Source organism: Mycobacterium sp. (genome assembly GCF_049802695.1).
In the GTDB taxonomy this organism is placed as follows: Bacteria; Actinomycetota; Actinomycetes; order Mycobacteriales; family Mycobacteriaceae; genus Mycobacterium.
Genome location: NZ_JBARMY010000305.1, coordinates 1 through 24113, shown reverse-complemented (window position 1 = coordinate 24113; position 24113 = coordinate 1). Strand labels below are relative to the sequence as shown.

Sequence of the window (24113 nt, the reverse complement as noted above, 5' to 3'; positions counted from 1 at the left end):
GCTGAGTGCTGCGAAGGCCGCCGCGTTGGTGGCGCGACCGTGAAATGCGGCATCCAGGATGACTCTGGTGTCCACGCCGCGGCGGTGTGCGTCGATGAGTGCCTCGACGGCGGCCGGATCAGTGAGTTCGTACATGGTGATGCGCACCGAACGGGTCGCCCCGCTGATCAGGTCGATGATGGGCGAGTAACCGGCGTCGGGCTCCTGGATCAGTTGGTAGTCCGCGTCGGCCGCGCGGGCGCGCGGCATCGCCGATGCCAGCAGACCGGCCTGCACGCAGCACGTCGCGATCAGCGCGACGGACGTCGCGGCGGCCAGGGTGCTTGCCCTTCGCGCGCCGACATGGAGAAGCGGCATCCGCCCGACCCTATCGAGGGGCACTGACACCCTCCCACTGGCAGCCGGGGTGCCGATTCCAGACGGTGAGCGCTTTGGTTACCCCGTTGTTGGGCGTCGGGCGTTTGGCCCATACCGATGCCGGGAACGTCAACGCGAATCGGCACCCCGATGAAGGTGGCGGTGCGCGATGGCGGAGGCGTCGCCGCGGAGCCCTTGCAACCGGTGACCGACAACAGACCCGATAGACAACTGACGGGAGAATCGCAGTGACCGAAGAACAACGCAGCGTGATGGCGTCAGGGCGCGGCTTCATCGCCGCACTGGACCAAAGCGGTGGCAGCACCCCGAAAGCCTTGAAACTGTATGGCGTTCCCGAGGACGCTTATAGCAACGATAAGGAAATGTTCGACCTCATCCACGAAATGCGCGAGCGCCTCATCTCCAGCCCGAGTTTCACCGGCGACAAGGTGCTGGCCACCATCCTCTTCGAGCAGACCATGGACCGCACCATCAACGGCGAGGACACTGCGGCGTATCTGTGGAAGCAAAAGCACATCGTGCCATTCGTGAAAGTCGACCAGGGGCTCAGCGACGCCGAAAACGGTGTGCAATTGATGAAGCCGATGTCCGAGCTGGACTCCTTGTTGGAGCGCGCCGTCGAGAAGGGCGTTTTCGGCACCAAGATGCGCTCGTTCATCGAGGAGCCGAACGAGCAGGGCATCAAGGCCATCGTCGACCAGCAATTCGAGTACGCCGATAAGATTTCTCAGCGCGGACTCATGCCGATCCTCGAGCCTGAGGTCAGCATCAAGAGCCCGGACAAGCCGAAAGCCGACAGTCTGCTGGTGGCGGCGCTGAGCGCCAAGCTCGACGAACTCCCCGAGGACCGGCAGGTCATGCTCAAACTGACACTGCCCGACGAAAACGACTTGTACGCGCCGTTGATGGAGCATCCCCGGGTGCTGCGTGTAGTCGCCTTGTCCGGCGGCTACAGCCTGGCGGAAAGTGTCACGATCCTGGCCCGGTGCCATCACCTCATCGCCAGCTTCTCCCGAGCATTGACCGAAGGACTGAGCGCAGAGCAGAGCGATGCGGAGTTCAACGAGCAAGTCGCGTCGAACGTCGACGAGATCTACAAAGCGTCGCTGACCTGACCGTCAGCGCGCCGTTTAGTTCCCACCGTTCCGGCGGGAGAAGACCGCCGGATGGCACGACGCGGTTGGCGCTTTAATGGGTTGATGGATCTGATGTCGCCCACCGATTCGGTGTTCTTGCTGGCTGAATCGCGCGAGCACCCGATGCACGTGGGCGGCTTGCAGTTGTACCAACCGCCGGAGGACGCCGACTCGGCGTTCATGCCGGAGCTCTACGAGACGCTGATCTCGAACCAGGACTTCCAGCCGACGTTTCGTAAGCGGCCGGCGAGGTTGCTGGGCGGAATAGCCAATCTGGGCTGGTCCTACGACGATGAGATCGACATCGGATACCACGTGCGGCGCTCGGCGCTGCCCGGGCCGGGACGGGTTCGCGAACTGCTCGAGCTCACCTCGCGGCTACACGGCAGCCTGCTGGATCGGCACCGCCCGTTGTGGGAAGCGCACTTCGTCGAGGGTCTGAACGACGGCCGGTTCGCTGTTTACACCAAGTTCCACCATTCGTTGGTCGATGGCGTCTCGGCGCTCAAGCTGACGCAGCGGTCGTTGTCCACTGATCCGCACGATCAGGACGTGAAGGCGGTGTGGAGTCTGCCCCGGCGACGGCACTCGGCTGGCCGCTCGCGGCTGCAGGCACTGACCCAGGTCGCGGGATCGGTCGCCACGTTGGGTGTTTCGACGGTTGCGCTGGCTCGGGCCGCAATCTTGGAGCAGCAACTGACCTTGCCGTTCGCCGCGCCGCGCACCATGCTGAACGTTCGCATCGGCGGCGCGCGCCGCTGCGCGGCTCAGTCCTGGTCGCTGGATCGCGTCAAAGGCATCAAGCAGGCCACCGGTGTCACCATCAACGACGTCGTCCTCGCGATGTGTGCCGGCGCGCTGCGCTACTACCTCGTCGAGCAGAACGCGCTGCCGGACACTCCATTGGTCGCGATGGTTCCGGTGAGCCTACGCAGCAAAGAGGAATCCGACAGCGGGGGCAATCAGGTAGGGAGCATTCTGTGCAACCTTGCCACCGATGTCGACGACGCAGCCACACGGCTGGAGACGATCAGCGCCTCCATGCGTGACAACAAGAAGGTGTTCGCCGAACTGCCCCGGCTGCAGGCACTGGCGTTGTCGGCGTTCAACATTGCGCCGCTGGCCTTGACGCCGGTGCCGGGGTTGGTATCGTCTGCGCCGCCTCCGTTCAACGTTGTCATATCGAACGTCCCGGGCCCGACCGAGCCGCTGTACTGGGGCGGCGCGCGGCTGGACGGCAACTATCCAATGTCGATCGTCACAGATTGGCTGGCGTTGAACATGACCGTGGTCAACAACGCAGGCAATCTCGACTTCGGTCTGGTCGGATGCCGGCGCAGCGTGCCGCATCTGCAGCGATTGTTGGTGTTTCTGGAGGTTGCGCTCAAAGAATTGGAACGCGCGGTCGGCGTCTAGTGCCGAAGTCCAGCGCGGGTCTGCTGCTGTACCGGGTCGGAAACGACCTGATCGAAATGTTGTTGGTCCATCCCGGCGGCCCGTTCTGGGTCAAGAAGGACGACGGGGCCTGGTCAATCCCGAAGGGCGAGTACACAACCGGGGAGGATCCCTGGGCCGTCGCGCTGCGCGAATTCAGTGAGGAAATCGGTCTGCCGGCGCCGGCCGGACACCGAATCGATATGGGTGCGGTCACACAGCCCAGCGGCAAGGTCGTCACCGTCTTCGCAGTCCACGGCGATCTCGACGTCACCGATGTACACAGCAACACCTTCGAACTCGAATGGCCCAAGGGGTCGGGCCGAATCCGGACATTCCCGGAAGTCGACCGCGTCGAGTGGTTTTCGCTGGCAGAGGCGAGGACGAAACTGTTGAAAGGCCAGCTACCGTTCGTCGACCGATTGCTCGAGCACCTGTAGGCGGTGCCCGACGGGCACCGCTGCTGCTGCTGACCTGTGACCTAGGGATAAGTCACGTCAATCTCGAACGGCTTGGTCAACGGTTGCATCGGCTCGGGAATGTCGACCCCGGTCGCACTGCCGCTGAACTTGTACTTGCCGCCGTCCGTGGTGGCCTGGCCATTGCCTTGCCCTGTTCCGGCCGTGCAGGCGAGCGTAGCGCCGTTCACGTTGCCGAGCCCGACCGACTCCACTTGCGGTGGATTGCCATCGCTGGGAACCGCGCCGATTCCGGTCCCCTTATCTCCGATCGCAATGTCGACCTTCCCGCCGACCGTGTTGCAGGCGACGGTGCTGGATTTACTGCTCTAACACCCCGACAGACCTGCGACAATCATCGCTGCTCCGGCGACGGCGACTATTGCTTTAAGCCTCACCTGTTCCCCTTTCTCGTTGTTGCCATTGTCGCGATTGACAGATCGCATCAGCAGTATGGCGGCATTGGCAGCGGAAGTTCACAAACAACGGAAGTATGACGGCGGTGCGGAATTCAATTCAAACGATTACCGAATATCTGTTTACGCGACGACGGTATCTTCGCGTGCATGCAGACGCTGCGGACACCTGACGACAGATTCGCCGCTTTCCCGGAATTCCCCTACCCGCCGCAGTACTGCGAGGTTGCGGACGGTGACGGCGGCACATTGCGCATTGCATGGGTGCAAGACGGTCCGGCGGACGCCGACCCGGTGCTCATGCTGCACGGCGAGCCTTCATGGTCGTTTCTGTACCGCAAGATGATTCCGGTCCTGGCCGGCGCCGGTCACCGCGTCATCTGCCCGGATCTGGTCGGGTTCGGTCGCTCTGATAAACCGACGCGAATCATGGACCACAGCTATGCCCGCCACGTCGAGTGGATGCGCGCGTTGGCATTCGACGTCTTGGATCTGCGCGCGGTGACGCTGGTTGGACAGGACTGGGGCGGACTGATCGGCTTGCGGCTGGCCGCCGAGCATCCCGATCGCTTCAGCCGGCTGGTCGTCGCCAACACCGGGCTGCCGACCGGTGACATCCCGATGCCCGAAATTTGGTGGCGGTTCCGTGAGGCGATTCAGGGCCAGCCCAGCATCGACGTCGGCCGGTTCGTGCAGTCGGGTTGTCGGCGACCGATGAGCGAAGCAGTGCGCGCGGCGTATGACGCGCCCTTCCCGGACGACAGCTACTGCGCCGGACCACGTGCCATGCCCGGCCTGGTACCGACGGCGTCGGACGACCCCGCCGCGCCGGCCAACCGCGCGGCATGGGCTGCGTTGTCGGCGAGCACGACACCGATGCTCGTTGCGTTCAGCGACGGAGATCCCGTCACCGGTGCGATGGCTCCGATCTTTCAGCGGCAGATGCCGGGAGCTCGGGGCGTACACCACCCGGTGATCGGTGACGCGGGACATTTCCTGCAGGAGGACGCCGGCGAGGAACTGGCCAACCACATCGTCGAATTCCTGCGCTGACCTGAGCCGCGAGGCGCCGTCGGAACCAGACTGCACAAATTCGCCGCGTGCACAATATGAACATGACGACTATGTCGGGAATCGCTGAGTCGCAAAGACTGGTACTCGAACTCATGGATCCGGCCAACAGGGCCGACCCCTACCCGCTGTACAGGCGGTTGCGCGAGCGCGGACCGGTTCAGCTGCCGCAGGCCAACCTCACCGTCTTCTCGACCTATCAGGAGTGTGACGAAGTGCTACGGCACCCGTCGTCGTCCAGTGACCGGCTCAAATCCACGGTGGCGCAACGGCAGATCGCCGACGGTGCCACCCCCCGCCCGCTCGGTCCGCCGGGATTTCTGTTCCTCGACCCGCCCGACCACACCCGGCTGCGCAGACTGGTGAGTAAGGCATTCCTGCCGAAAGTGGTCAACGCCCTGCAGCCCGACATCATCGCGCTGGTCAACGGATTGCTCGACCGGGCCGCCGAAGAGGGCCGGTTCGACGTCATCACCGACCTCGCCTACCCGCTTCCGGTGGCCGTCATCTGCCGGTTGCTGGGGGTGCCGCTGGACGACGAGCCACAGTTCAGTCGGGCCTCGGCGCTGTTGGCGCAGGCGTTGGATCCGTTCGTCGCGTCGGACGACGAGCGACCAGCGATCGTCGAGGAACGCATGCAAGCGGGTCGATGGCTGCGAGGCTACCTTCGCGGCCTGATCGAGCAACGGCGATCACGCCCCGGCGAGGATCTGATGTCCCTGCTGATCGCCGTCGAGGAGTCCGGCGATCAGCTCACCGAGGACGAGATCGTCTCGACCTGCAACTTGCTGCTGATCGCCGGCCACGAGACGACGGTGAACCTGATCGCCAACGCAGTCTTGGCGATGTTGCGTACCCCCGGTCAGTGGGCCGCACTGAGTGCCGACGCCGGCCGTGCACCGGCGGTGATCGAAGAGACCCTGCGTTACGATCCGCCGGTTCAACTGGTCGGTCGTAATGCTTCAGAAGACATGCTGATTCGGGACACCACGGTCGTCAAAGGCGACTCGATGATGCTCTTGGTCGCTGCGGCCCATCGTGACCCCGCACAGTTCGACCGGCCCGAGACCTTCGACCCGGACCGAGGACAGCCGCGCCATCTGGGCTTCGGCCGGGGACCGCACTTCTGCCTCGGCGCGCCGCTGGCACGGCTGGAAGCCGGTGTGGCGCTAACGGCTTTGACGGCACGGTTTCCGGACGCGCAGCTGGCCGGCGAGCCGCAGTACAAACCGAATGTGACGCTGCGCGGACTCTCGACGCTACCGGTGGCCGTCGAGCGGGCGACTTCGTCCGGTCTGTGACGTCAGCCCCGGCACGATGTCGCCGAGGCTGAACGTCACCGGGCTCTCCAGTTGCGCGTAGGTGCAGGAGCGGGGCTCGCGGTCGGGCCGCCAGCGGTTGAATTGCGCAGTGTGGCGGAATCTTTCGCCTTCCATATGGTCGTATCGGACTTCGACCACCCGCTCCGGGCGCAGCGGCACGAAAGAAAGATCCTTACCGGTGTTCCAGCGCGAGAACTCGTTCTTGCGGGGAGTACGTTCGCCTGCTTCGTGCGCCGCCCAATTCCAGGGGTGGCCGTCGAAGCCGGTGACGAGCGGTGCAAGATCGGCGAAAAGTCGTCGACGCTCGGCCATCGGCAAGGCGCCGATCACGCCGACCGACGCGAGCGTGCCGTCGTCCTTGTACAGGCCCAACAGCAGCGAACCGATCGCCTCCGCGTCGGCCTTGTGCACTCGGTACCCCGCCACCACGCAGTCGGCGGTGCGCTGATGCTTGATCTTGAACATGATCCGCTTGTCCGGCTGATAGGTGATCGTCAGCGGCTTGGCCACGACCCCGTCCAGGCCGGCTCCTTCGAAGTCGTCGAACCACCGCAACGCGGTCGGCAGATCGGTGGTCGCCGGCGTGACATGGATCGAGGGGCCCGACCCTTTCAACGCGTCGACGAGGGCGGCGCGTCGCTGGTCGAACGGTCGGCTGGTGTAGTCGTCGTCACCGAGGGCGAGCAAGTCGAACGCGATGAACGACGCCGGTGTCTTCTCGGCGAGCAGCCGGACCCGCGAGTCGGCGGGATGGATGCGCTGCTGCAATGCTTCGAAGTCCAGGCCGTGATCGGTCGGCACGATGATCTCGCCGTCCACCACACAGCGCTGCGGCAACTCTCCTTTGACCGCTGCGACCAGTTCGGGAAAGTACCGGGTCATGGGCCGCTCGTTGCGGCTGCCCAGTTCCACTTCGTCGGCATCGCGGAAACAAATCGACCGGAAACCATCCCACTTGGGCTCATATGACGCGCCCGGCGGAATGGCAGGAACCGATTTTGCCAGCATCGGAGACACCGGCGGCATGACAGGCAGGTCCATGGGCACATTCTGGCGTCTCGGAGTGTCAGTGCCGGCCGCAGCCTGTCGGGGCGTGCTGGAATCAGGGCATGGCTGCTGCAGCAGAAGAGCTCGACGTCGACGGGATCGCGGTCCGCTTCACCAACCCGGACAAGGTGTTCTTTCCCGACCTCGGCGCGAAGGGCACCAAACGCAAGCTCGTCGAGTACTACCTGGCGGTGGCCGGTGGGCCGATGCTGACGACCTTGCGCGACCGCCCCGTCCATCTGCAGCGCTTCCCTGACGGCGTCGACGGCGAAGAGATCTACCAGAAGCGGATTCCGCAGCATCGTCCCGACTATCTGGAAACCTGCCGGATCACGTTTCCCTCCGGCCGCACCGCCGATGCGCTCAAAGTGACGCATCCGGCCGCGATTGTGTGGGCCGCGCAGATGGGCACGGTCACGCTGCATCCATGGCAGGTGCGCTGCCCGGACACCGACCATCCCGACGAGCTGCGCGTCGATCTGGACCCGCAGCCGGGAACCGGTTTCCGGCAGGCCCGTGCGGTGGCGGTCGAAGTGCTGCGTCCCCTGCTCGACGAACTCGGGCTGGTCGGCTACCCGAAAACCTCGGGCGGCCGTGGGATTCATGTGTTCCTGCGGATCGCGACCGACTGGGATTTCATCGCGGTGCGACGGGCGGGTATCGCGCTGGCCCGTGAGGTGGAGCGCCGCGCGCCGGATGCGGTGACGACGGAGTGGTGGAAGGAAAGGAGGGGCACGCGGGTTTTTCTCGACTTCAACCAGAACGCCCGCGACCGCACGTTCGCGTCGGCCTATTCGGTGCGGCGCACCCCGATCGCAACGGTCTCGACACCGCTGACGTGGGATGAGTTGACCGATGCGGATCCCGACGACTACACCATTGCCACCGTGCCGGCTCTGGCGCAGCGCCGCGACGACCCGTGGGCAGGAATGGACGACGTACATCAGTCGATTGCTCCGTTGCTGGAGATGGTCGAGGCCGACGAGGAACGCGGGCTGGGAGATCTGCCTTACCCGCCGAACTATCCCAAGATGCCGGGCGAGCCGAAGCGGGTGCAGCCGAGCCGGGACACCGATCGGCAAAATAGAACCGAGCGCTCCTGACCGATCGTCGGTTACGGCTCGTCTAAAAGCCGCAGCGGGTGCAGACCGTCGATCGCGCCGATGAAAGGCGGGTGGACGCTGTAGCCGAGCATGCGGCAGATGTCGTCGGAGACGGCTCGAGCGGTCTCCCGCGGTATCGAGAGCGTGAAGGGCTCCATCGGGCGCAGCCACGGTTGGCAGTACTGCGCAGTGACGGCAAGGCGATCGCGGTCGGTGGTGTTGGCGCCTCCGCCGTGCCACAGGGTGCCGACGAAGAAGACGCAGGAGCCGGCCGGCATCACGACCGGAAGTGTCTGGTCGTCCGGGTCGGGCCGACGCTTGCCCCAGCGGTGGCTGCCGGGCAACAGGACCGTCGCGCCGTTGTCGGCGGTGAAATCGTCGATCGCCCAGATCGTCGCGGCCGCCAACGGCTCCCGTGGCCGCGGAACCGGGTAGAAGCCGTCGTCGTGGTGGGCCAGCTGCGCGGACTCTCCGGGCTGAATGTTGATGGCCTGCAATGCCGATAGCAGATAGTTGGGCAACAGCAACCGATCGAGCACCGCCAGCACCCGCGGATGGTCGACGAGCCGGTCGCACACCCGCGTTCTACTCAGCAGGCTGTACACCCGCTGGGTTCGTCGCCCCTCGAAAGAGTTGCGTCCGGTATGCCCCAACCATGGCCGCACAACGTCGCGGATGTGTTCGCACTCCTCGACGGTCAGCAGGTTCTCGAAGATGACGTAGCCGTTGCGGTCGAGGGCCGCCATGTCGGCTTCCACGACTACTGGGTCGACCGAGTTGCCGCTGCTCGGGCTCCATTTGTACCGCAGCGCCAGATCGCTTCTGAGGTCGTCCAGCGTTGTCACGGATTCGTCGTCAGAGGTCATTTGTGCTCATCTTCGTTCCGCCACCGCACGACTGCTCGGGTGCTCGCCGCGCTTAGACGCCAGACTAAGCGGGATTCGAGGCGATACCCAGCGAACCGGCCGACATCGTCCGTCGACATCAGTAACCATCGGATAATCTTGCGACCCCACCGAGGAAGGAAAAAGCGTGGCCCTCAGTTTCGCGGACGTCATTGCATCCAAATATCTGCTGCTGACGACGTTCACCAAGGATGGCCGCCCTAAGCCGACACCGATATGGGGTGTGCCCGATGGTGACCGGCTACTCCTCATCACCGACGACAATTCATGGAAAGTCAAACGCATCCGCAACACGCCCCGGGTGACGATCGCCAAAAGTGGCTCGCTGGGCAAGCCCAAGAGTGAAGAGGTTGAAGCGGTGGCACGGGTGCTGCCGAAGTCCGAGACGCACCGGGTTTACGGCGCCGTGCTCAAGCGATACTGGTACCACGCATGGTGGTTCTACGCGCACACGCTGGTGCGCGGCGGCATCGACAAAGTGCACGTCGGCCTGGAGATCGAAGCCGCCCAGTAACTGTCCTTAGCGTCGGGCGGTATGGCTTTTGCCCGCAGTGGGTATTCGCGCGGGCAGACGACGGCGTAACACAGCTTCGCCTGCCACCATGGACTGTATGACCGCCGCAGTTGTGGTAACGCTGACGCTGTTAGGCGTCGGCATCCTTATCGACCGGCTTTTCTGGCTCAGGAGGTGGCTGAACAAGGTGCCTCCCGTAGAACTGCCGAAACCTCCCGAGCCGCCCGAATGAGTGGGCCCGATCGCGGGAAGTCGGCACCAGTAATTCAAAGTAAGCGGTTGAAAGGCAGGACAGCCTCGAATGGGGCGACATACTTCATATGAATGAACCCTTGTTGTATCGGCAGTGGTTGAGGGAGCGAACCATGCTGACGGGTTCGATGGGGCGACGGGAAAGGCGGCAAAGCGGGATGAGCGAATGCGTCAATTAACGGCCGCGTTCGTCGTGGGCGCGTTGTGCACGCTCACACTCGGCTGCGGCAGCGGCAATCACGCCGGCAAAACGTCGACCACGACGACTACCCCCGCTTTCATCGCGCCCCCGATACAGGAGCGGGCACTGGACGGCTTGCTGCTGAATCCCGAGCAGATCAACGCCGCCATGGGCGCCAAAGAGATGACGGTGACCAAAACGCACAACTCGATGTCCGACGACAGTGCAACGATGGAGCCGAAGGAGTGCCTTGCCGTGGACGGCTCCGCGCAGGCCCAGGTCTATGCGGGCAGCGGCTTCACCGCCGAGCGTAATACGTCGCTTCAGGACGGCGACAACTTCACGCACTACGTCGACCAGGCGGTGGTGCTGTTTCCCACTGCCAAGCAAGCGGCCGCGTTCGTCACCAATTCGGCTAAACAGTGGCCGGCGTGCCACCACTACAGCCATATCCAGACCAGGTCACAGTGGGACGCGGGCCCGATCTCGGACACCAACGGCGTCTTGAGCGTCATCACGACTGAAAAGGACGCCAAAGCGCCCGGATGGGCTTGCGGACGAGCCTTGTTGGCCAAGAACAACGTCGTCGTCGACGTCAACACCTGCAGCCCGAACCCGGGGGACACCGCGGTGACCATCGCCAACCAGATCGCCGCCAGAGTGGCCGCCTGAGCACGGCTCCGGCGACGACGTTTGTCCCGGATTATTGGGGCTGTCCGACCCCGAGCCAAGCCGTTACGAGGGCGTTATAGTAACTGCTATGCGCGCACCACATCTCCGCAAAATCTTCCACGCGGGCGCCTTCGCGCTCGCACTCGGCACCGCCGCGGTGGCTTTCCCCCAGTTTGCCGCGGCAGACTCCACCGATGACTTCCCGATTCCGCGCAGGATGATCGCGACCACCTGCGACGCCGAGCAGATCCTCGCCGCGGCACGGGATTTCACTCCGGTGTACTACCAGCGGTACATGAACGACTACAACAATCACCCGAACGTCCAGCAGGCGACTCAGGACAAGGCGCACTGGTTCTACTCGCTGAGTGCGGCGGATCGCCGGGAGTACTCCGAGAACTTCTACCCCCCACTGGGCTCCGGCGGCGATCCGCTGTGGTTCGCCTGGCCCAACCACATGAAGATTTTCTTCAACAACAAGGGTGTCGTCGCGAAAGAGACCGATAACTGCATGAACTACCCCCGCGGCGACATGTCCCTCTGGAACTGGTCGTAAGGCCTCAGCCGGTTTGATCGAGTAGCCCGACGCAGGTCGCGGTGACCAGTCGGGTGAGTGCGGGCCCGAAGTCCACATTCCAGTCCGGCGGGACAGCCGCCTCGTCGGCGTAGGCGTCCGTCACCCCCTTCGGCGGGTGGGCCAGCTGCCATAACGGCGCGGCCAGCGAGTAGGCGGCAAGAAGGGTGTCGAGCGCACCGCTACGCCTGAGTCCGGGCAGTGCCTGCTCGATCCCGTCCGCCATCGACATCACCGCAGCGGTACTGACCTGTTTGAAACCGAGAACCCGCTCGACTTCGACCTCATGCTCGAGATGAAGGTGGAGGTTGGCAAGCAGGTCACAGAACAACGGATCGGCGACCAACCCTTGAGCCAGCGTCTCGGCGACCCGCGCCGGTGACATCGGGCCGGGCTCACGCAACCTCTCGCAGACCGTCTCCGACCAACGCACCCAGCCTTCGGTCGCAATCTGCAGGAGCATCTCTTTGTGAGAGCTGAAGTAGCGGCGTACCGCCGAATAGTGCACCCCGGCACGGCTGGCGACTGCGGTCAACGTCACCGACGCCACACCGCTTTCCACGGCCAGCGAACGCGCGGCCTCCACCAGCGCCGCCGCACGCTGGCGTTTGTTCTCCTCCGTGCGGGCGCGTTGGAACGTCAGTTGCGCCACCGGGCGAGGATAACGCACATGATGTGATTTGCGGGTTCAGGCGGAAGCCGGTACCGTGCGTTTACGCACGTAACATGCGTTAGTTCCCTCTGGAGCGCGTCGGAAGGAGCCGAGAAAACCCGGTCACCGGCATGGTTTACTCGTCACGATCCGGTCGCGCTCTTCCTGAGGCCCGCCTCACTCAAGGTGACCGCCGATCAGCTGGCCCGCTGCGCCGCTCGTACATATCGAAATGGCCTCGGCGGTCCCGACGCGCGAAGTCGCTGCCGAGTACATCGGAGCGAGCGGCGACGTCAGCCGGTTGGAGAAAAAATCTAAGGGGTAGAGGGGATTTCAGATTTTCAGGGTTGTGAAGGTGGTGTGGATACCGTTGGTGATCATCGTGGTGATCGCCTGCGGGGGATATACCGTGGCACGGCTGCATGGTGTCTTCGGCTCCGAGAAACGCCCCTCGTATGCCGACGCCGGAAGCCAGGACAGCAAGCCCTTCCATCCCAAACAGCTGACCTACGAGGTCTTCGGCCCTGCCGGCACCGTGGCGGACATCAGCTATTTCGACATCGACGCTGACCCGAGGCAGGTCGATAAGGCGATCCTGCCATGGTCACTCAAGCTCACTACGAACCAGGCGGCGATCGTAGGGAATATCGTCGCGCAAGGCGACAGCAACAGCATTGGCTGCCGCATCGTGGTCGACGGCGAAGTTAAAGCCGAGCGGATCTCGAACGAAGTCAACGCCTACACGTTCTGCTTACTGAAGGCAGCATGAGCACCGATCACGGGAGCACCGATCTCGAAAAACGACCGTTCATCCCGCGGACGATCCGCAAGCTTTCGCTGCCGGTGATTCTGCTCTGGGTCGGAATCGTGGTCGTTCTGAGTATGTGCGTCCCGTCGCTGGATCAGATCGGCAGAGAGCGGTCGGTTTCATTGAGCCCCAAGGACGCACCGTCGGTGCAAGCCATGGAGCTGATGGGCAAGCTCTTCAAGGAGTCCGACTCCGACAGTGTGGTGATGATCGTGCTGGAGGGCGACCAGCCGCTGGGCGACAGCGCACACGAGTATTACAACAGCGTCATCCGGCAGCTGAACGCTGACCACGAGCATGTGGAGCACATCCAGGACTTTTGGGGGGATCCGCTCACCGCGGCGGGCTCGCAGAGCCCGGACGGCAAAGCCGCCTATGTCCAAATCAATCTGTCCGGCAACCAGGGCCAGGCCAAAGCCAACGACTCCGTGGAGGGGGTCCGCCGGATTGTGGCGCGCACGGCTGCACCCGCCGGGGTCAAGGCTTACGTCACCGGGCCGGCAGCACTGGTGGCCGACATGAACCACAGCGGCGACAAGACGCTCGTCAAAATCACCATGGTCACCGTCACAGTCATCGTCGCAATGCTGCTTTTCGTCTACCGCTCGATCATCACGGTGGTCCTGCTGCTCGTCATGGTCGGGATCGAATTGTCAGCTGCCCGAGGCGTCGTCGCATTTCTCGGCTATCACAACTTGATCGGACTTTCGACCTTCGCCGTCAACCTTCTTGTCTCGCTGGGCATCGCGGCCGGAACGGACTACGGAATCTTCTTCATCGGGCGATATCAGGAAGCGCGGCAGGCGGGTGAGGACCGCGAGACCGCTTTCTACACCACCTATCGCGGCGTCGCTCATGTCGTGCTCGCGTCCGGTCTGACGATCGCCGGGGCCCTTTTCTGCCTGCACTTCACCCGGATGCCTTACTTCCAAACGCTCGGTGTCCCCTGCTCGGTCGGCATGCTCGTGGCGGTGGCGGTGGCGCTCACCCTGGTTCCGGCAGTCATCAACATCGGAAGCCGGTTTGGGCTGTTCGACCCCAAGCGCAAAGTCAGCGTGCGCGGATGGCGCCGGGTGGGTACCGCGATCGTGCGCTGGCCGGTGCCTATCTTGGCCGCGACGATCGCGATCGCTTTGATCGGCCTCATCGCGTTGCCGGGATACAAGTCGAACTACAACGACCGTCTGTACATCCCCAAAGACATCACCGCCAACCTGGGATACGCAGCGGCAGAACGCCATTTTTCCGCGGCGCGAATGCAGCCAGAGATCATGATGCTGGTAGCCGATCACGACATGCGCAATCCAACAGACTTCCTGGTGCTCAACAAAGTCGCCAAAGGAATCTTCGCCGTGCCGGGTATCTCCCGGGTGCAGGCACCGACCCGGCCGGAGGGCACACCGATCGAACACACGTCGATACCGTTTCTGATGAGCATGCAGAACGCCGGCCAGATTCAGAACCTCCACTTCCAAAAATCTCGCATGAGCGACCTGCTGAAGCAGGCCGACGAGCTGGCAGCGACCACCGCGATGTTGCAGCGCATGTACGGCTTGATGCAACAGCTGACGAACACGACCCACCACATGCTCGCGCAAACGAAAGAGATGGCAGAGATCACCGACGAGCTGCGCGACCATATTTCGGACTTCGAAGATTTTTGGCGGCCGATCCGCAGTTACTTCTACTGGGAGAAGCACTGCTACGACATCCCGATCTGCTGGTCGCTGAGATCGATTTTCGACACTTTGGACGGTGTCGATGAGATCAGCGACAAGCTGAAGGATCTCACGAAAGACTTCAGCACGCTCGATGCGCTGATGCCGCAGCTGATCGCGCAGTTCCCGGAGATGATCGCGATGATGCAGGACATGCGCACGATGCTTCTGACGATGCACAGCACAATGGCTGGAATGTTCGATCAAATGGACCAAATGACCGACGACGCCACCGCGATGGGCAAGGCGTTCGACGCGTCGAAGAACGACGATTCTTTCTACCTGCCGCCGGAGATCTTCAAGAACGCGGAATTCAAGCGGGCCATGAAACTGTTCTTCTCGCCCGACGGTAAAGCTGTCCGGATGATCATCTCGCACCGGGGCGATCCTGCGACGCCCGAGGGCATTTCGCGGATCAATCCGATCAAGACGGCCGCCGAGGAGTCGCTAAAGGGGACGCCTCTCGAGGACGCCAAAATCTATCTGGCCGGCACTGCCGCCACTTTCAAGGACATGCAGGACGGTTCGAAATACGATCTGCTGATCGCCGGAATCGCTTCGCTGTGTTTGATTTTCATCATCATGCTGGTCATCACGCGAAGTTTCGTGGCGGCGCTGGTGATCGTGGGCACGGTGGCGTTGTCATTGGGCGCCTCATTCGGACTGTCCGTACTGGTGTGGCAATACCTGCTCGGCATTCAATTGCACTGGCTGGTGTTGGCGATGTCGGTCATCGTCTTGCTGGCGGTCGGATCCGACTACAACCTGCTGCTGGTGTCGCGGTTCAAACAAGAGATCGGCGCCGGGCTCAAAACCGGCATCATCCGAGCGATGGGCAGTACCGGGAAAGTCGTCACATCCGCCGGGCTTGTGTTCGCCTTCACAATGGGCTCGATGGTCGTCAGCGATTTGCGCATCATCGGTCAGGTCGGCACGACCATCGGACTCGGTCTGTTGTTCGACACCTTGATAGTGCGCTCGTTCATGACGCCGTCGATCGCGGCTCTGCTTGGGCGGTGGTTCTGGTGGCCGATCAACGTCAGGCCGCGCCCGGCCGGCGGGCTGCGTGGCCCCGCCGCACCGCGTCCGCTGGTCGGGTCTTCCGTGGGCGCCGGCGACGAGGAACCCGTGACCGCGGAGTTGTCCCGGCCGATTCAGTAGCGAGGCCGCCGCCGCATTTGTCCCGGGCAACTTCCGGCTCGCGGCACCACCTCGGTGGACGGTGTTGACATCGGCGTGGCGATCACCCGGATCACCAACGAGTTGCCCGCGCCGGACGACATCGAGCGCGTCACGTATCGGCTCCGAAGCCCCTGAGATCCGCGCGACACCACGTGCCACACGGTCACTGATCAGTCCGGATGGCTGACGACGTTGATGACGTTGCCGTCTGGTGCGCGGACCAGGAACCGACGCACGCCCCATGGCTCGGTGGTCAGCGGGTGCACGATCTGGTAGCCCGCCGTCTGCGCTTGTTCGTAGGCGAGTTCGACGTCATCGGTGTGGACGGAGATAACGGGGTCTTCTGCTGCGGCTGCATCCCGGGTGAGGAGCTGGATGCTCGCCCGGTTTTCCGGGGAGGTGAACCGGGCCACCCAGCCCAGATTGAATTCCTCGGTGCTCAGACCCAGATAGTCGGTGTAGAAGCCTTTGGCGGCGTCCAGGTCAGCAACGCGAAGGTTCGGCACTATTCGTTTGGCGATGTTCACGGCGCTCCCCGGTACTTACCCATCGGATCGGATCCAGGCTATCCGGACGTCACTGCGCGTCGTGCAAGAGCAGCCTTCGGGCCACGGGCCGGGGTGCATACGGCCGCAGCAGCTGGCTGGCCGGGCGGGCGCGCACCCGTTGCGGCCACCAGAACCAGCGCCCCAGCAACATGGCAATGGACGGCGTCATAAACGACCGCACCACCAACGTGTCAAACAACAGCCCCAGACCGATCGTCGTCCCCACCTGCCCGATGACCTTTAAATCGCTGAAGATGAACGACGACATCGTCGCGGCGAACACCAGACCGGCGGAGGTGACCACCGAGCCGGTGCCCGCCATCGAACGGATGATGCCGGTTTTCAGGCCGGCGCCGATTTCCTCCTTGAAGCGTGAGATCAGCAGAAGGTTGTAGTCCGAGCCAACCGCCAACATCAAGATGACCGACATCGGCAGCACCATCCAATGCAGGTTGAACCCAAGGATGTACTGCCAGACCAGCACCGAAAGCCCGAACGACGCGCCCAACGACAGCAGCACGGTGCCCACGATGACGAGCGCTGCGACCACACTTCGCGTGATGATCAGCATGATGATGAAGATCAAACTCGATGCGGCCAGTCCCGCGATGATGAGATCGATCGAGGAGCCGTCACGCATGTCCTTATACGTCGCAGCGGTGCCGCCGAGAGACACCCGGGCGCCTTCCCACGGGGTGCCCTTGATGGCCTCGTGCACCGCCTTCTTGATAGGATCGACATGCGAGATTCCTTCCGGCGTCGCCGGATCACCTTCGTGCGAGATGATCAATCGAACAGCCTTGCCGTCTGCTGACAGGAACTGTTTGAGGCCCCGTTTGAACTCTGGGTTCTTGAAAGCCTCCGGCGGCAGGTAGAAGGTGTCGTCATTCTTGGCTTTGTCGAAGGCCTCGCCCATTGCGGTCGAGCCCTCGCTTACGGCCGACGTCTGATCGTTGATCCCGGCTGTCGTTGCATAGTTGGACAGCGTCGATTGAAGGTTTGTCTGCTGACTGGCGATCTGCGGCGGTATCAGCGTCAGCAGTTGCGGCTGAATCTGGTCCAGGCGGTCCAGATTCGCGCTCAGTTGCTCCAACCTTTCGCTCAGCTGGTCGATGCCGTCCAGAGCGTCGAACAGGGACCTGAGCGCGTAGCACACCGGGATGTCGTAACAGTGTTTCTCGAAATAAAAGTAGCTGCGGATCGGCCGGAAGAAGTCGTCGAAATCGGCGATGTGGTCGCGCAGTTGCTCGGTGATAGCAACCGTTTCTTTGGTGATCAGCGTGGTCTGGTGCGTGGTGTCGCTGAGATCTTTCGTGACGTCGAATTGCTTATGTAGAACTGCGATCGTCTTCTGAATCTCGTTCGCCTGCGACAGGATGTCTTTTGCCCGGTCCTGCTGGTAGTGCATGTTTTCGATCTGATTGCTGTTCGACTGGCTCATCGCGAAAGCCAGCGTGCTGTGATCGAGCGGTGTTCCCAGCGGCCTGGTGATGGTCTGCACCCGGGCGATGCCGGGGATATGGAAGACGGCTTTCGCCACCTTGTCGAGAACCAGGAAGTCGGCCGGATTACGCATGTCGTGATCCGTCTCGATCATCAACAGTTCGGGATTGAGGCGGGCGTTGGAGAAGTGCCGTTCGGCGGCGTCGTATCCGACATTCGCCGGCGTGTAGGACGGCAAGTAGACGCGGTTGTCGTAGTTCGTCTTATATCCGGGGAGGGCGAGCAGACCGATAAGCGCGATACCGGCCGTCACCGCCAAGATCGGTGCGGGCCAGCGGACGATTGCTGTACCGACCCGCCGCCAACCTCGGGTCCGCATCTCGCGCTTGGGTTCGAAGAGACCAAAGAAGCTGCCCACGGTCAGAACCGCCGGACCCAGCGTGAGTGCCGCCAGAACAGCGACCAGCATGCCTATCGCGCAGGGCGCGCCCAGCGTCTGGAAATAATTCAGTCGGGTGAAGCTCAAGCAATACATCGCGCCGGCGATGGTCAGACCCGATCCCAAGACGACGTGGGCGGTTCCGTGGAACATCGTGTAAAACGCCTGTTCTCGGCTTTCGCCGAGCCCACGTGCCTCCTGATATCGGCCGAGAATGAATATCGCGTAATCCGTTCCGGCAGCAATGGCCATCAGCACCAGTAGATTCACCGCGAAAGTCGAAAGCTCGATGATCCGGTAGTAGCCGAGAACAGCGACGATTCCCCGGGCCGCGGCCAATTCGAGAAGGACCATGACAAGCGTCATGATGACGGTGACGACAGAACGGTAGACGAAAAGCAACATGAGGAAGATCACCACAAAGGTGATCCCGGTGACCTTTTTGACACCTTTATCCCCGGCGTGGTTTTGGTCGGCCGTGAGCGCCGCCCCGCCCGTAACATAAGCGTGGAGTCCTGGCGGCTTCGGAATGTCGTCCACTATTTTGCGGACTGATTCGACAGATTCGTTGGCTAAACTCTCGCCCTGATTACCGGCGATATAGACTTGTACATACGCCGCTTTGCCGTCGGTACTCTGTGAGCCCGCTGCGGTCAGCGGGTCCCCCCAGAAGTCCTGGATGTGCTGTACGTGCTTCTTGTCCTGCTCGAGCCGCTTGATCATCTTGTTGTAGAACAGGTGGGCGTCGGCGCTGAGCGGCTTATCGCCTTCCAGCACGATCATGGCCGAGCTGTCGGAATTGAACTCGTTGAACACCTTGCCTACGCGCTTCATCGCCTGCAGCGACGGCGCATCGCTCGGGCTCATCGACACCGAACGCTGCTTGCCGACCTCTTCCAACTGCGGCACCGCAATGTTCGTTACGAGCATGAGCCCCAGCCAGCCCAGCAGGATCGGCACCGCAAGCCGACGGATCGCATGCGGCAGAAAAGGCGGGATCAGAGGCTGGGAAACCGGCTTTGGCTTCGTGACCTCGGTGTCGCCGGTCTCGCTCATGCCGACTTGTCCAGGCAGAAGGTGTACGCACGCACTTCGTTGACTTGCCTCTCGTTCTTGACTACGTCGTCCACGGTGATGCGGCAGCCGATGGAATCACCGCTGCCCTGCGCCACGAGGTTGGCGGCGACCGCGGGTAGTGTCGTCGTGATTTTGAGTGACCACGGCAGGGGGACGTCGAGGACTTGCTGCGGCTGGGCGTTGACATCCAGGTAATTGATGGTCGCCACGTTGCCCGGCGAGCCCCACACCTCGAGAACCACGACTTTCGGGTTGAACGGAACGATGTTGTCGTACGTCGAACCTCCGCCGGCGTTGGTGCCGTGAGCACCGAAGATGCCGTGCAGCCGGTAGACACAGAACCCCGCGACTGCGACCACCACCGCGATCACCAGTAACACCCAGACACGTCCGGCGGCGCCGGCGATCGAGAACCTTTTGGCACGCCGTTGTTTGGCCCGCCGTTGCGCGGCGAGCCTGGCCGAGACATCCTCAGGTACGTCGACACGCTTTTCCGCGCGTCGCCGCAACTGCTCGGTCAACGTCATGGGCTGCCTCCATCCTTCACGGGGGCGAAGAAGAACCAAATAATTAGCTTGTCACAACCTTAGCTACTCTAATGGCAGCTGCGATAGATGCCGCAAGTCGGAAGTCCGGCGTCCGCCCGCGCGACACTCGGTAACACGGTAACGGAGGTACGATCCACGCCATGAAGGCAACGACGTGGGCGGTCGCCGCGATCGCCACCGCGATCGGTCTGGCCGCCCCGGCACACGCCGACCCTGACACGGACTTTGATCACCAGCTCAACACCTACGGGATCTACGGTCCGCACGATTACAACCCGTACCTGGCCAAGGTCGCGTGCCACCGCCTCGCCCAAGGCGTCGATCCTGACGCGGCGGCGAGCGCCCGGTTCCTGTCCCACAACCTGCCGCGGGGCACCACCCAGGTGCAGCAATACCAATTCCTCGGCACCGCCGTCACCACTTACTGCCCCGATCTGGCTTACAAGCTGCAAAACATCCCCGCGGGCTGAGTCGAGGCCCGAGCCGCCACGCCGCGTCGATTAGTCGTCGTCGTCCACGGCAACAACTCCGCCGCGCGAGCGCCTGCGTCGACGGGAGCCGGCCGACTTTCCGCTCGGGCGGCGGTTGCGCAGTCCGCCTCGCGGTGCCTCGACCGCAATGGTGTCCTCGGCGGTAGGCAGGTCGTCGGATTCGGCCTCGGGCCCCGCTTCTTCGGCCGCAACTGTCTCGGCGTCTTCGGTATCGGTGTCTTCTGTCTCGCTTAAGGCCTCGACCTTTTCGGCTTCTATTTCAGCGGCTTCTGCGGTCTGATCGGCTTCGGCGTCAGTGCCTTTCTTCGTCCGCTTGTCCTTCTTGGGTTTCGGCGGCTTCGGCGGCAGTTCGGCCACGAACGACAGGTAAAAGGCGAAGACACCCAGTACGGCGATGGCGGCGGCGGCCCCGTATAGGCCGAACAACCACTGGCCGGCGGCGTCCAGCCGCAGCCAGATCTCGCTGACCGCGGTGCCGATGATCAAAACTGCGGCCAGCACGTGCGCCACGATCGACACGGTCTGCAGCGTGAGCGCCGGCTTCGCGGTACCCAGTTCGGGCTTGCGGGTCCGCAGCAGCGTGAACACCACCGGCAGCGCCGTCAGGCCGATCAGGATGCCACACCCAATTCGGCTGGTCGTCCCGAAGCTGTGGCTGATCTCGCCCATCAGCTCGGGGGTGCGAGGTAGAACCGCAAGGTAATAGCCGATACCGGCCAAAATCGAGAATGACGCGTGCCAGAAAATGGCGATTTTGCGTCCCATACGCCTCCTTGACCTGATAGCCCAAGGGCGACCAGACGCAGAACGTCGTCGCCGGTCGCGCCTTGGACCGCGAGCGGAGGATGCGGGATTTGAACCCGCGAGGGCGTTAACCCAACCCGCGTTCCAGGCGAGCGCCATAGGCCACTAGGCGAATCCTCCGTCGGCAATGGTAACCGAGGCATAGCGACGTGTGACTGGCGTCTGCCGCCGACTGCTCGGGTACTACACTCTCTGTGGACCCCGTGCGGCGTCCATCCTGTGAACTCCCCCAGGGCCGGAAGGCAGCAAGGGTCAACGGGCTCTGGCGGGTGCGCGGGGTCCCCAAATTCGCCGCTGGCGTGGCGGCCCGGCACACACCGAATCTCTGCCCGATGGCGTATGACGGCGAAAGGCGCATGGTGTCGTTTCATTCACTCAGCCCCGCTGAGTTGGCCACGCAGCACTCCCGGAACCAACAGGACTACGCCGACCTGCAGGCTCTCAAACTGGCGCTCGACCTCACCCGCGGCAAGCCGTCAGCCGAACAACTCGACCTTTCCAACGCGTTGCTCAGCCTGCCCGGAGACGACTACCGCGACGCCGACGGTACCGACACGCGCAATTACGGCGGCCTGCACGGGCTGCCGGAACTGCGCGCCATCTTCGGCGAGCTACTCGGCATTCCGGTGCCCAACCTGATTGCCGGCAACAACGCCAGCCTGGAGTTGATGCACGACACGGTCGCCTTTTCTATGTTGTACGGCGGTGTGGATTCGCCGCGGCCGTGGAAAGACGAGCCGGTCGTCAAGTTCCTTTGTCCGGTGCCGGGCTACGACAGGCATTTCGCGATCACCGAGACGATGGGCATCGAGATGATTCCCGTCCCGATGCGCGAGGACGGCCCGGACGTCGACTTGATCGAGGAACTCGTCGCGGTCGATCCCGCGATCAAGGGCCTGTGGGCGGTCCCGGTGTTCGCCAACCCCACCGGAGTCACCTACTCCTGGGAGAACGTCCGCCGGCTCGTCCAAATGCGCACCGCCGCAAACGATTTCCGCTTATTCTGGGACAATGCCTACGCGGTGCACACGTTGACGATGGACTTTGTCCGCCAGATCGACGTGCTGGGGCTGGCCGCCAAGGCCGGCAATCCGAATCGGCCGTACGTTTTCGCCTCCACCTCCAAGATCACCTTCGCCGGCGCTGGGGTCAGCTTCTTCGGCGGATCGCTGGGCAACATCGCCTGGTATCTGCAGTACGCCGGAAAGAAGTCCATCGGACCGGACAAGATCAACCAGCTGCGGCACCTGCGTTTCCTTGGTGACGCCGACGGCGTGCGGCTGCAGATGCTGCGCCACCAGCAGTTGCTTGCGCCGAAATTCGCCCTGGCACTGGAGATTTTGGAGAAACGGCTGCGCGACGCCAAGATCGCGTCTTGGACCGAGCCCAAAGGCGGCTACTTCATCAGCCTCGACGTGCTGCCGGGCACCGCGCGCCGCACCGTTGCGCTGGCCAGAAATGCCGGAATCGCGGTCACCGAGGCAGGTGCGTCGTTCCCTTACCGGAAAGACCGGGACGACAAAAACATCCGGATAGCGCCGACGTTCCCCCCAACCGCTGACCTGCGCAATGCGATCGACGGGCTGGCGACGTGCGCGCTGCTGGCCGCCACCGAGTCGCTGCTGAACCAGTCACCCGTCGGACAGCCTCGGTAGCCTGGGTTTTCGTGGCCCTCTACCGCAAATATCGACCGGCGTCTTTCGCCGACGTGGTGGGGCAAGAGCACGTCACCGAACCGCTGTCGGTTGCGTTGACGGCGCACCGCATCCACCACGCGTACCTTTTCTCCGGGCCCCGGGGCTGCGGCAAGACGTCATCGGCGCGCATCTTGGCCCGGTCGCTGAACTGTGAGCAGGGGCCGACGGCCACCCCCTGCGGCGTATGTGACTCCTGCGTCGCGCTGGCACCCAACGGCCCGGGCAGCATCGACGTCGTCGAACTCGACGCTGCCAGCCACGGCGGCGTGGATGACACCCGCGAGCTGCGCGATCGCGCGTTCTACGCGCCGGCCCAGTCGCGTTACCGGGTCTTCATCATCGACGAAGCGCACATGGTGACCACCGCCGGCTTCAACGCACTGCTGAAAATCGTGGAGGAGCCGCCCGAGCACCTCATCTTCGTGTTCGCCACCACCGAGCCGGAGAAGGTGTTGCCGACGATCCGGTCGCGTACCCATCACTACCCGTTCCGGTTATTGCCGCCGCGCACGATGCGTCCGCTGGTCGAGCGCATCTGCGAGCAGGAGGGCGTCACCGTCGACGACGCGGTGTATCCGCTGGTCATTCGCGCAGGCGGCGGCTCGCCGCGCGACACGCTTTCAGTGCTCGACCAATTGCTGGCCGGCGCCGACGGCAACCGGGTCAACTACCAGCGCGCGCTCGGCCTGTTGGGTGCCACCGACGTGGCGCTGATCGATGAGGCCGTCGACGCGCTCGCCGCCGGGGATGCAGCGGCGTTGTTCACTGCGGTCGAGTCGGTGATCGACGCCGGCCATGACCCGCGGCGATTCGCCACCGATCTGTTGGAGCGGTTTCGGGACCTCATAATCCTGCAGGCTGTTCCCGAGGCGGCAACCCGCGGCGTGGTGGACGCGCCGGAAGACGAGCTCGATCGGATGCGCGATCAAGCGGTCCGCATCGGACCGGCGACGCTGACGCGATACGCCGAAGTAGTCCAGGCCGGGCTCGGTGAGATGCGCGGCGCGACGGCACCGCGTCTGCTGCTGGAAGTGATTTGCGCGCGACTGCTGCTGCCGTCGGCCAGCGACGCCGAGTCGGCGCTGCTGCAGCGCGTCGAGCGAATCGAGACCCGACTGGAGATGTCGATCCCGGCCGCCACGGAGCCGGTGGCCGCACCGACGCGGCCGAGTGCGCGGTCAAAGGCAGCCGAGCCGGTGTTTGAGCCGGCGCCGGAACCCAAGCGCGAGCCGGTGCCAAAGCC

The 24113-nt window shown here is 63.4% G+C and carries 23 protein-coding genes, 1 tRNA gene, 1 other RNA gene and 2 pseudogenes; 17 read left to right on the top strand and 10 right to left on the bottom strand.

What is annotated here, in order from left to right; genetic code table 11:
• Positions 1-357 (bottom strand): phospholipase D-like domain-containing protein (locus WA317_RS12555; RefSeq protein WP_425173335.1); only part of this gene is annotated, 357 nt, incomplete at its 3' end.
• A 248-nt stretch (positions 358-605) separates the two neighbouring features.
• Here WA317_RS12555 and WA317_RS12550 point away from each other — a divergent pair.
• From WA317_RS12550 to WA317_RS12540, 3 genes are all read left to right on the top strand, one after another.
• Positions 606-1493, top strand: a complete 888-nt coding sequence (locus WA317_RS12550; RefSeq protein WP_425173334.1) for a fructose bisphosphate aldolase — start codon at positions 606-608, stop codon at positions 1491-1493.
• Between the two features lie 84 nt (positions 1494-1577).
• Positions 1578-2930, top strand: coding sequence for a WS/DGAT/MGAT family O-acyltransferase (locus WA317_RS12545; RefSeq protein WP_425173333.1), 1353 nt, complete (start codon positions 1578-1580; stop codon positions 2928-2930).
• The gene (locus tag WA317_RS12540; protein ID WP_425173332.1) at positions 2930-3388 is read left to right on the top strand and encodes an NUDIX domain-containing protein; all 459 of its coding nucleotides are present in this window, start codon (positions 2930-2932) and stop codon (positions 3386-3388) included. The genes WA317_RS12545 and WA317_RS12540 overlap by 1 nt, the downstream gene beginning before the upstream one ends.
• 41 nt (positions 3389-3429) lie before the next feature.
• Here the strand turns inward: WA317_RS12540 and WA317_RS12535 are convergent.
• A pseudogene (locus WA317_RS12535) lies at positions 3430-3804 on the bottom strand (lipoprotein LpqH).
• 168 nt (positions 3805-3972) lie between these two features.
• Here WA317_RS12535 and WA317_RS12530 point away from each other — a divergent pair.
• A complete protein-coding gene (locus WA317_RS12530; protein WP_425173331.1) occupies positions 3973-4875 on the top strand; it encodes a haloalkane dehalogenase in 903 nt (300 codons plus the stop codon).
• Positions 4876-4946: 71 nt separating this feature from the next.
• Positions 4947-6194 carry a cytochrome P450 gene (locus tag WA317_RS12525; protein WP_425173338.1) on the top strand — a complete coding sequence of 416 codons (1248 nt, stop codon included), beginning with the start codon at positions 4947-4949 and terminating at the stop codon, positions 6192-6194.
• Here the strand turns inward: WA317_RS12525 and WA317_RS12520 are convergent.
• Positions 6153-7256, bottom strand: coding sequence for an ATP-dependent DNA ligase (locus WA317_RS12520; protein WP_425173330.1), 1104 nt, complete (start codon positions 7254-7256; stop codon positions 6153-6155). The two genes, WA317_RS12525 and WA317_RS12520, sit on opposite strands and share 42 nt — an antisense overlap.
• 68 nt (positions 7257-7324) lie before the next feature.
• Here WA317_RS12520 and ligD point away from each other — a divergent pair, with 68 nt between their 5' ends.
• The gene (ligD, locus tag WA317_RS12515) at positions 7325-8365 is read left to right on the top strand and encodes a non-homologous end-joining DNA ligase (protein ID WP_425173329.1); all 1041 of its coding nucleotides are present in this window, start codon (positions 7325-7327) and stop codon (positions 8363-8365) included.
• Between the two features lie 11 nt (positions 8366-8376).
• Here the strand turns inward: ligD and WA317_RS12510 are convergent, their stop codons facing one another.
• A complete protein-coding gene (locus tag WA317_RS12510) occupies positions 8377-9231 on the bottom strand; it encodes a phytanoyl-CoA dioxygenase family protein (protein ID WP_425173328.1) in 855 nt (284 codons plus the stop codon).
• A 166-nt stretch (positions 9232-9397) separates the two neighbouring features.
• Between WA317_RS12510 and WA317_RS12505 the strand changes: the two genes are divergently transcribed.
• The 4 genes from WA317_RS12505 to WA317_RS12490 all read left to right on the top strand — a co-directional run bounded on the left by WA317_RS12505 (position 9398) and on the right by WA317_RS12490 (position 11445).
• A complete protein-coding gene (locus tag WA317_RS12505; protein WP_425173327.1) occupies positions 9398-9784 on the top strand; it encodes a PPOX class F420-dependent oxidoreductase in 387 nt (128 codons plus the stop codon).
• A gap of 97 nt (positions 9785-9881) precedes the next feature.
• Positions 9882-10016 (top strand): hypothetical protein, encoded by a 135-nt coding sequence (locus WA317_RS12500; RefSeq protein WP_425173326.1) that lies wholly within the window; start codon positions 9882-9884, stop codon positions 10014-10016.
• A 186-nt stretch (positions 10017-10202) separates the two neighbouring features.
• Positions 10203-10889 carry a sensor domain-containing protein gene (locus WA317_RS12495; protein ID WP_425173325.1) on the top strand — a complete coding sequence of 229 codons (687 nt, stop codon included), beginning with the start codon at positions 10203-10205 and terminating at the stop codon, positions 10887-10889.
• A gap of 88 nt (positions 10890-10977) precedes the next feature.
• Complete coding sequence (locus WA317_RS12490) at positions 10978-11445, top strand: DUF5078 domain-containing protein (protein ID WP_425173324.1); 468 nt, start codon at positions 10978-10980, stop codon at positions 11443-11445.
• Positions 11446-11449: 4 nt separating this feature from the next.
• On the opposite strand, the gene WA317_RS12485 is transcribed toward WA317_RS12490, so the two are convergent.
• Entirely contained in the window at positions 11450-12115 is a 666-nt protein-coding gene (locus tag WA317_RS12485; RefSeq protein WP_425173323.1) for a TetR family transcriptional regulator, read from the bottom strand.
• 349 nt (positions 12116-12464) lie between these two features.
• Here WA317_RS12485 and WA317_RS12480 point away from each other — a divergent pair, with 349 nt between their 5' ends.
• The 3 genes and pseudogenes from WA317_RS12480 to WA317_RS12470 form a co-directional block, all read left to right on the top strand.
• Positions 12465-12884 carry an MmpS family protein gene (locus WA317_RS12480; RefSeq protein ID WP_425173322.1) on the top strand — a complete coding sequence of 140 codons (420 nt, stop codon included), beginning with the start codon at positions 12465-12467 and terminating at the stop codon, positions 12882-12884.
• Complete coding sequence (locus WA317_RS12475; RefSeq protein ID WP_425173321.1) at positions 12881-15802, top strand: RND family transporter; 2922 nt, start codon at positions 12881-12883, stop codon at positions 15800-15802. Before WA317_RS12480 ends, WA317_RS12475 begins: the two co-directional genes overlap by 4 nt.
• 57 nt (positions 15803-15859) lie before the next feature.
• A pseudogene (locus WA317_RS12470) lies at positions 15860-15958 on the top strand (DUF3349 domain-containing protein); the annotation flags it as partial.
• A 35-nt stretch (positions 15959-15993) separates the two neighbouring features.
• Here the strand turns inward: WA317_RS12470 and WA317_RS12465 are convergent.
• Genes WA317_RS12465 through WA317_RS12455 form a run of 3 tightly spaced genes read right to left on the bottom strand, consistent with a single transcriptional unit; the run spans position 15994 to position 19737 of the window.
• A complete protein-coding gene (locus WA317_RS12465) occupies positions 15994-16350 on the bottom strand; it encodes a VOC family protein (protein ID WP_425173320.1) in 357 nt (118 codons plus the stop codon).
• Positions 16351-16399: 49 nt separating this feature from the next.
• A complete protein-coding gene (locus WA317_RS12460; protein WP_425173319.1) occupies positions 16400-19309 on the bottom strand; it encodes an RND family transporter in 2910 nt (969 codons plus the stop codon).
• Positions 19306-19737 carry an MmpS family transport accessory protein gene (locus tag WA317_RS12455; RefSeq protein ID WP_425173337.1) on the bottom strand — a complete coding sequence of 144 codons (432 nt, stop codon included), beginning with the start codon at positions 19735-19737 and terminating at the stop codon, positions 19306-19308. The genes WA317_RS12460 and WA317_RS12455 overlap by 4 nt, the downstream gene beginning before the upstream one ends.
• A 281-nt stretch (positions 19738-20018) precedes the next feature.
• Between WA317_RS12455 and WA317_RS12450 the strand changes: the two genes are divergently transcribed.
• Positions 20019-20348, top strand: a complete 330-nt coding sequence (locus tag WA317_RS12450; protein WP_425173318.1) for a DUF732 domain-containing protein — start codon at positions 20019-20021, stop codon at positions 20346-20348.
• 30 nt (positions 20349-20378) lie between these two features.
• On the opposite strand, the gene WA317_RS12445 is transcribed toward WA317_RS12450, so the two are convergent.
• Together WA317_RS12445 and WA317_RS12440 are read right to left on the bottom strand one after the other, a co-directional pair.
• On the bottom strand, positions 20379-21134 hold the full coding sequence (locus WA317_RS12445; protein ID WP_425173317.1) for a hypothetical protein: 756 nt from the start codon (positions 21132-21134) through the stop codon (positions 20379-20381).
• Between the two features lie 74 nt (positions 21135-21208).
• Positions 21209-21293 (bottom strand) — tRNA-Ser (locus WA317_RS12440).
• A gap of 73 nt (positions 21294-21366) precedes the next feature.
• On the opposite strand from WA317_RS12440, the gene ffs reads away from it, so the two are divergent.
• The 3 genes from ffs to WA317_RS12425 all read left to right on the top strand — a co-directional run.
• Positions 21367-21461: signal recognition particle sRNA small type (gene ffs, locus WA317_RS12435), an RNA gene on the top strand.
• 71 nt (positions 21462-21532) lie between these two features.
• Positions 21533-22828, top strand: a complete 1296-nt coding sequence (locus WA317_RS12430) for an aminotransferase class I/II-fold pyridoxal phosphate-dependent enzyme (protein ID WP_425173336.1) — start codon at positions 21533-21535, stop codon at positions 22826-22828.
• Between the two features lie 11 nt (positions 22829-22839).
• Positions 22840-24113: DNA polymerase III subunits gamma/tau (locus WA317_RS12425; RefSeq protein WP_425173316.1), on the top strand; the 1274-nt coding region annotated here is incomplete at its 3' end.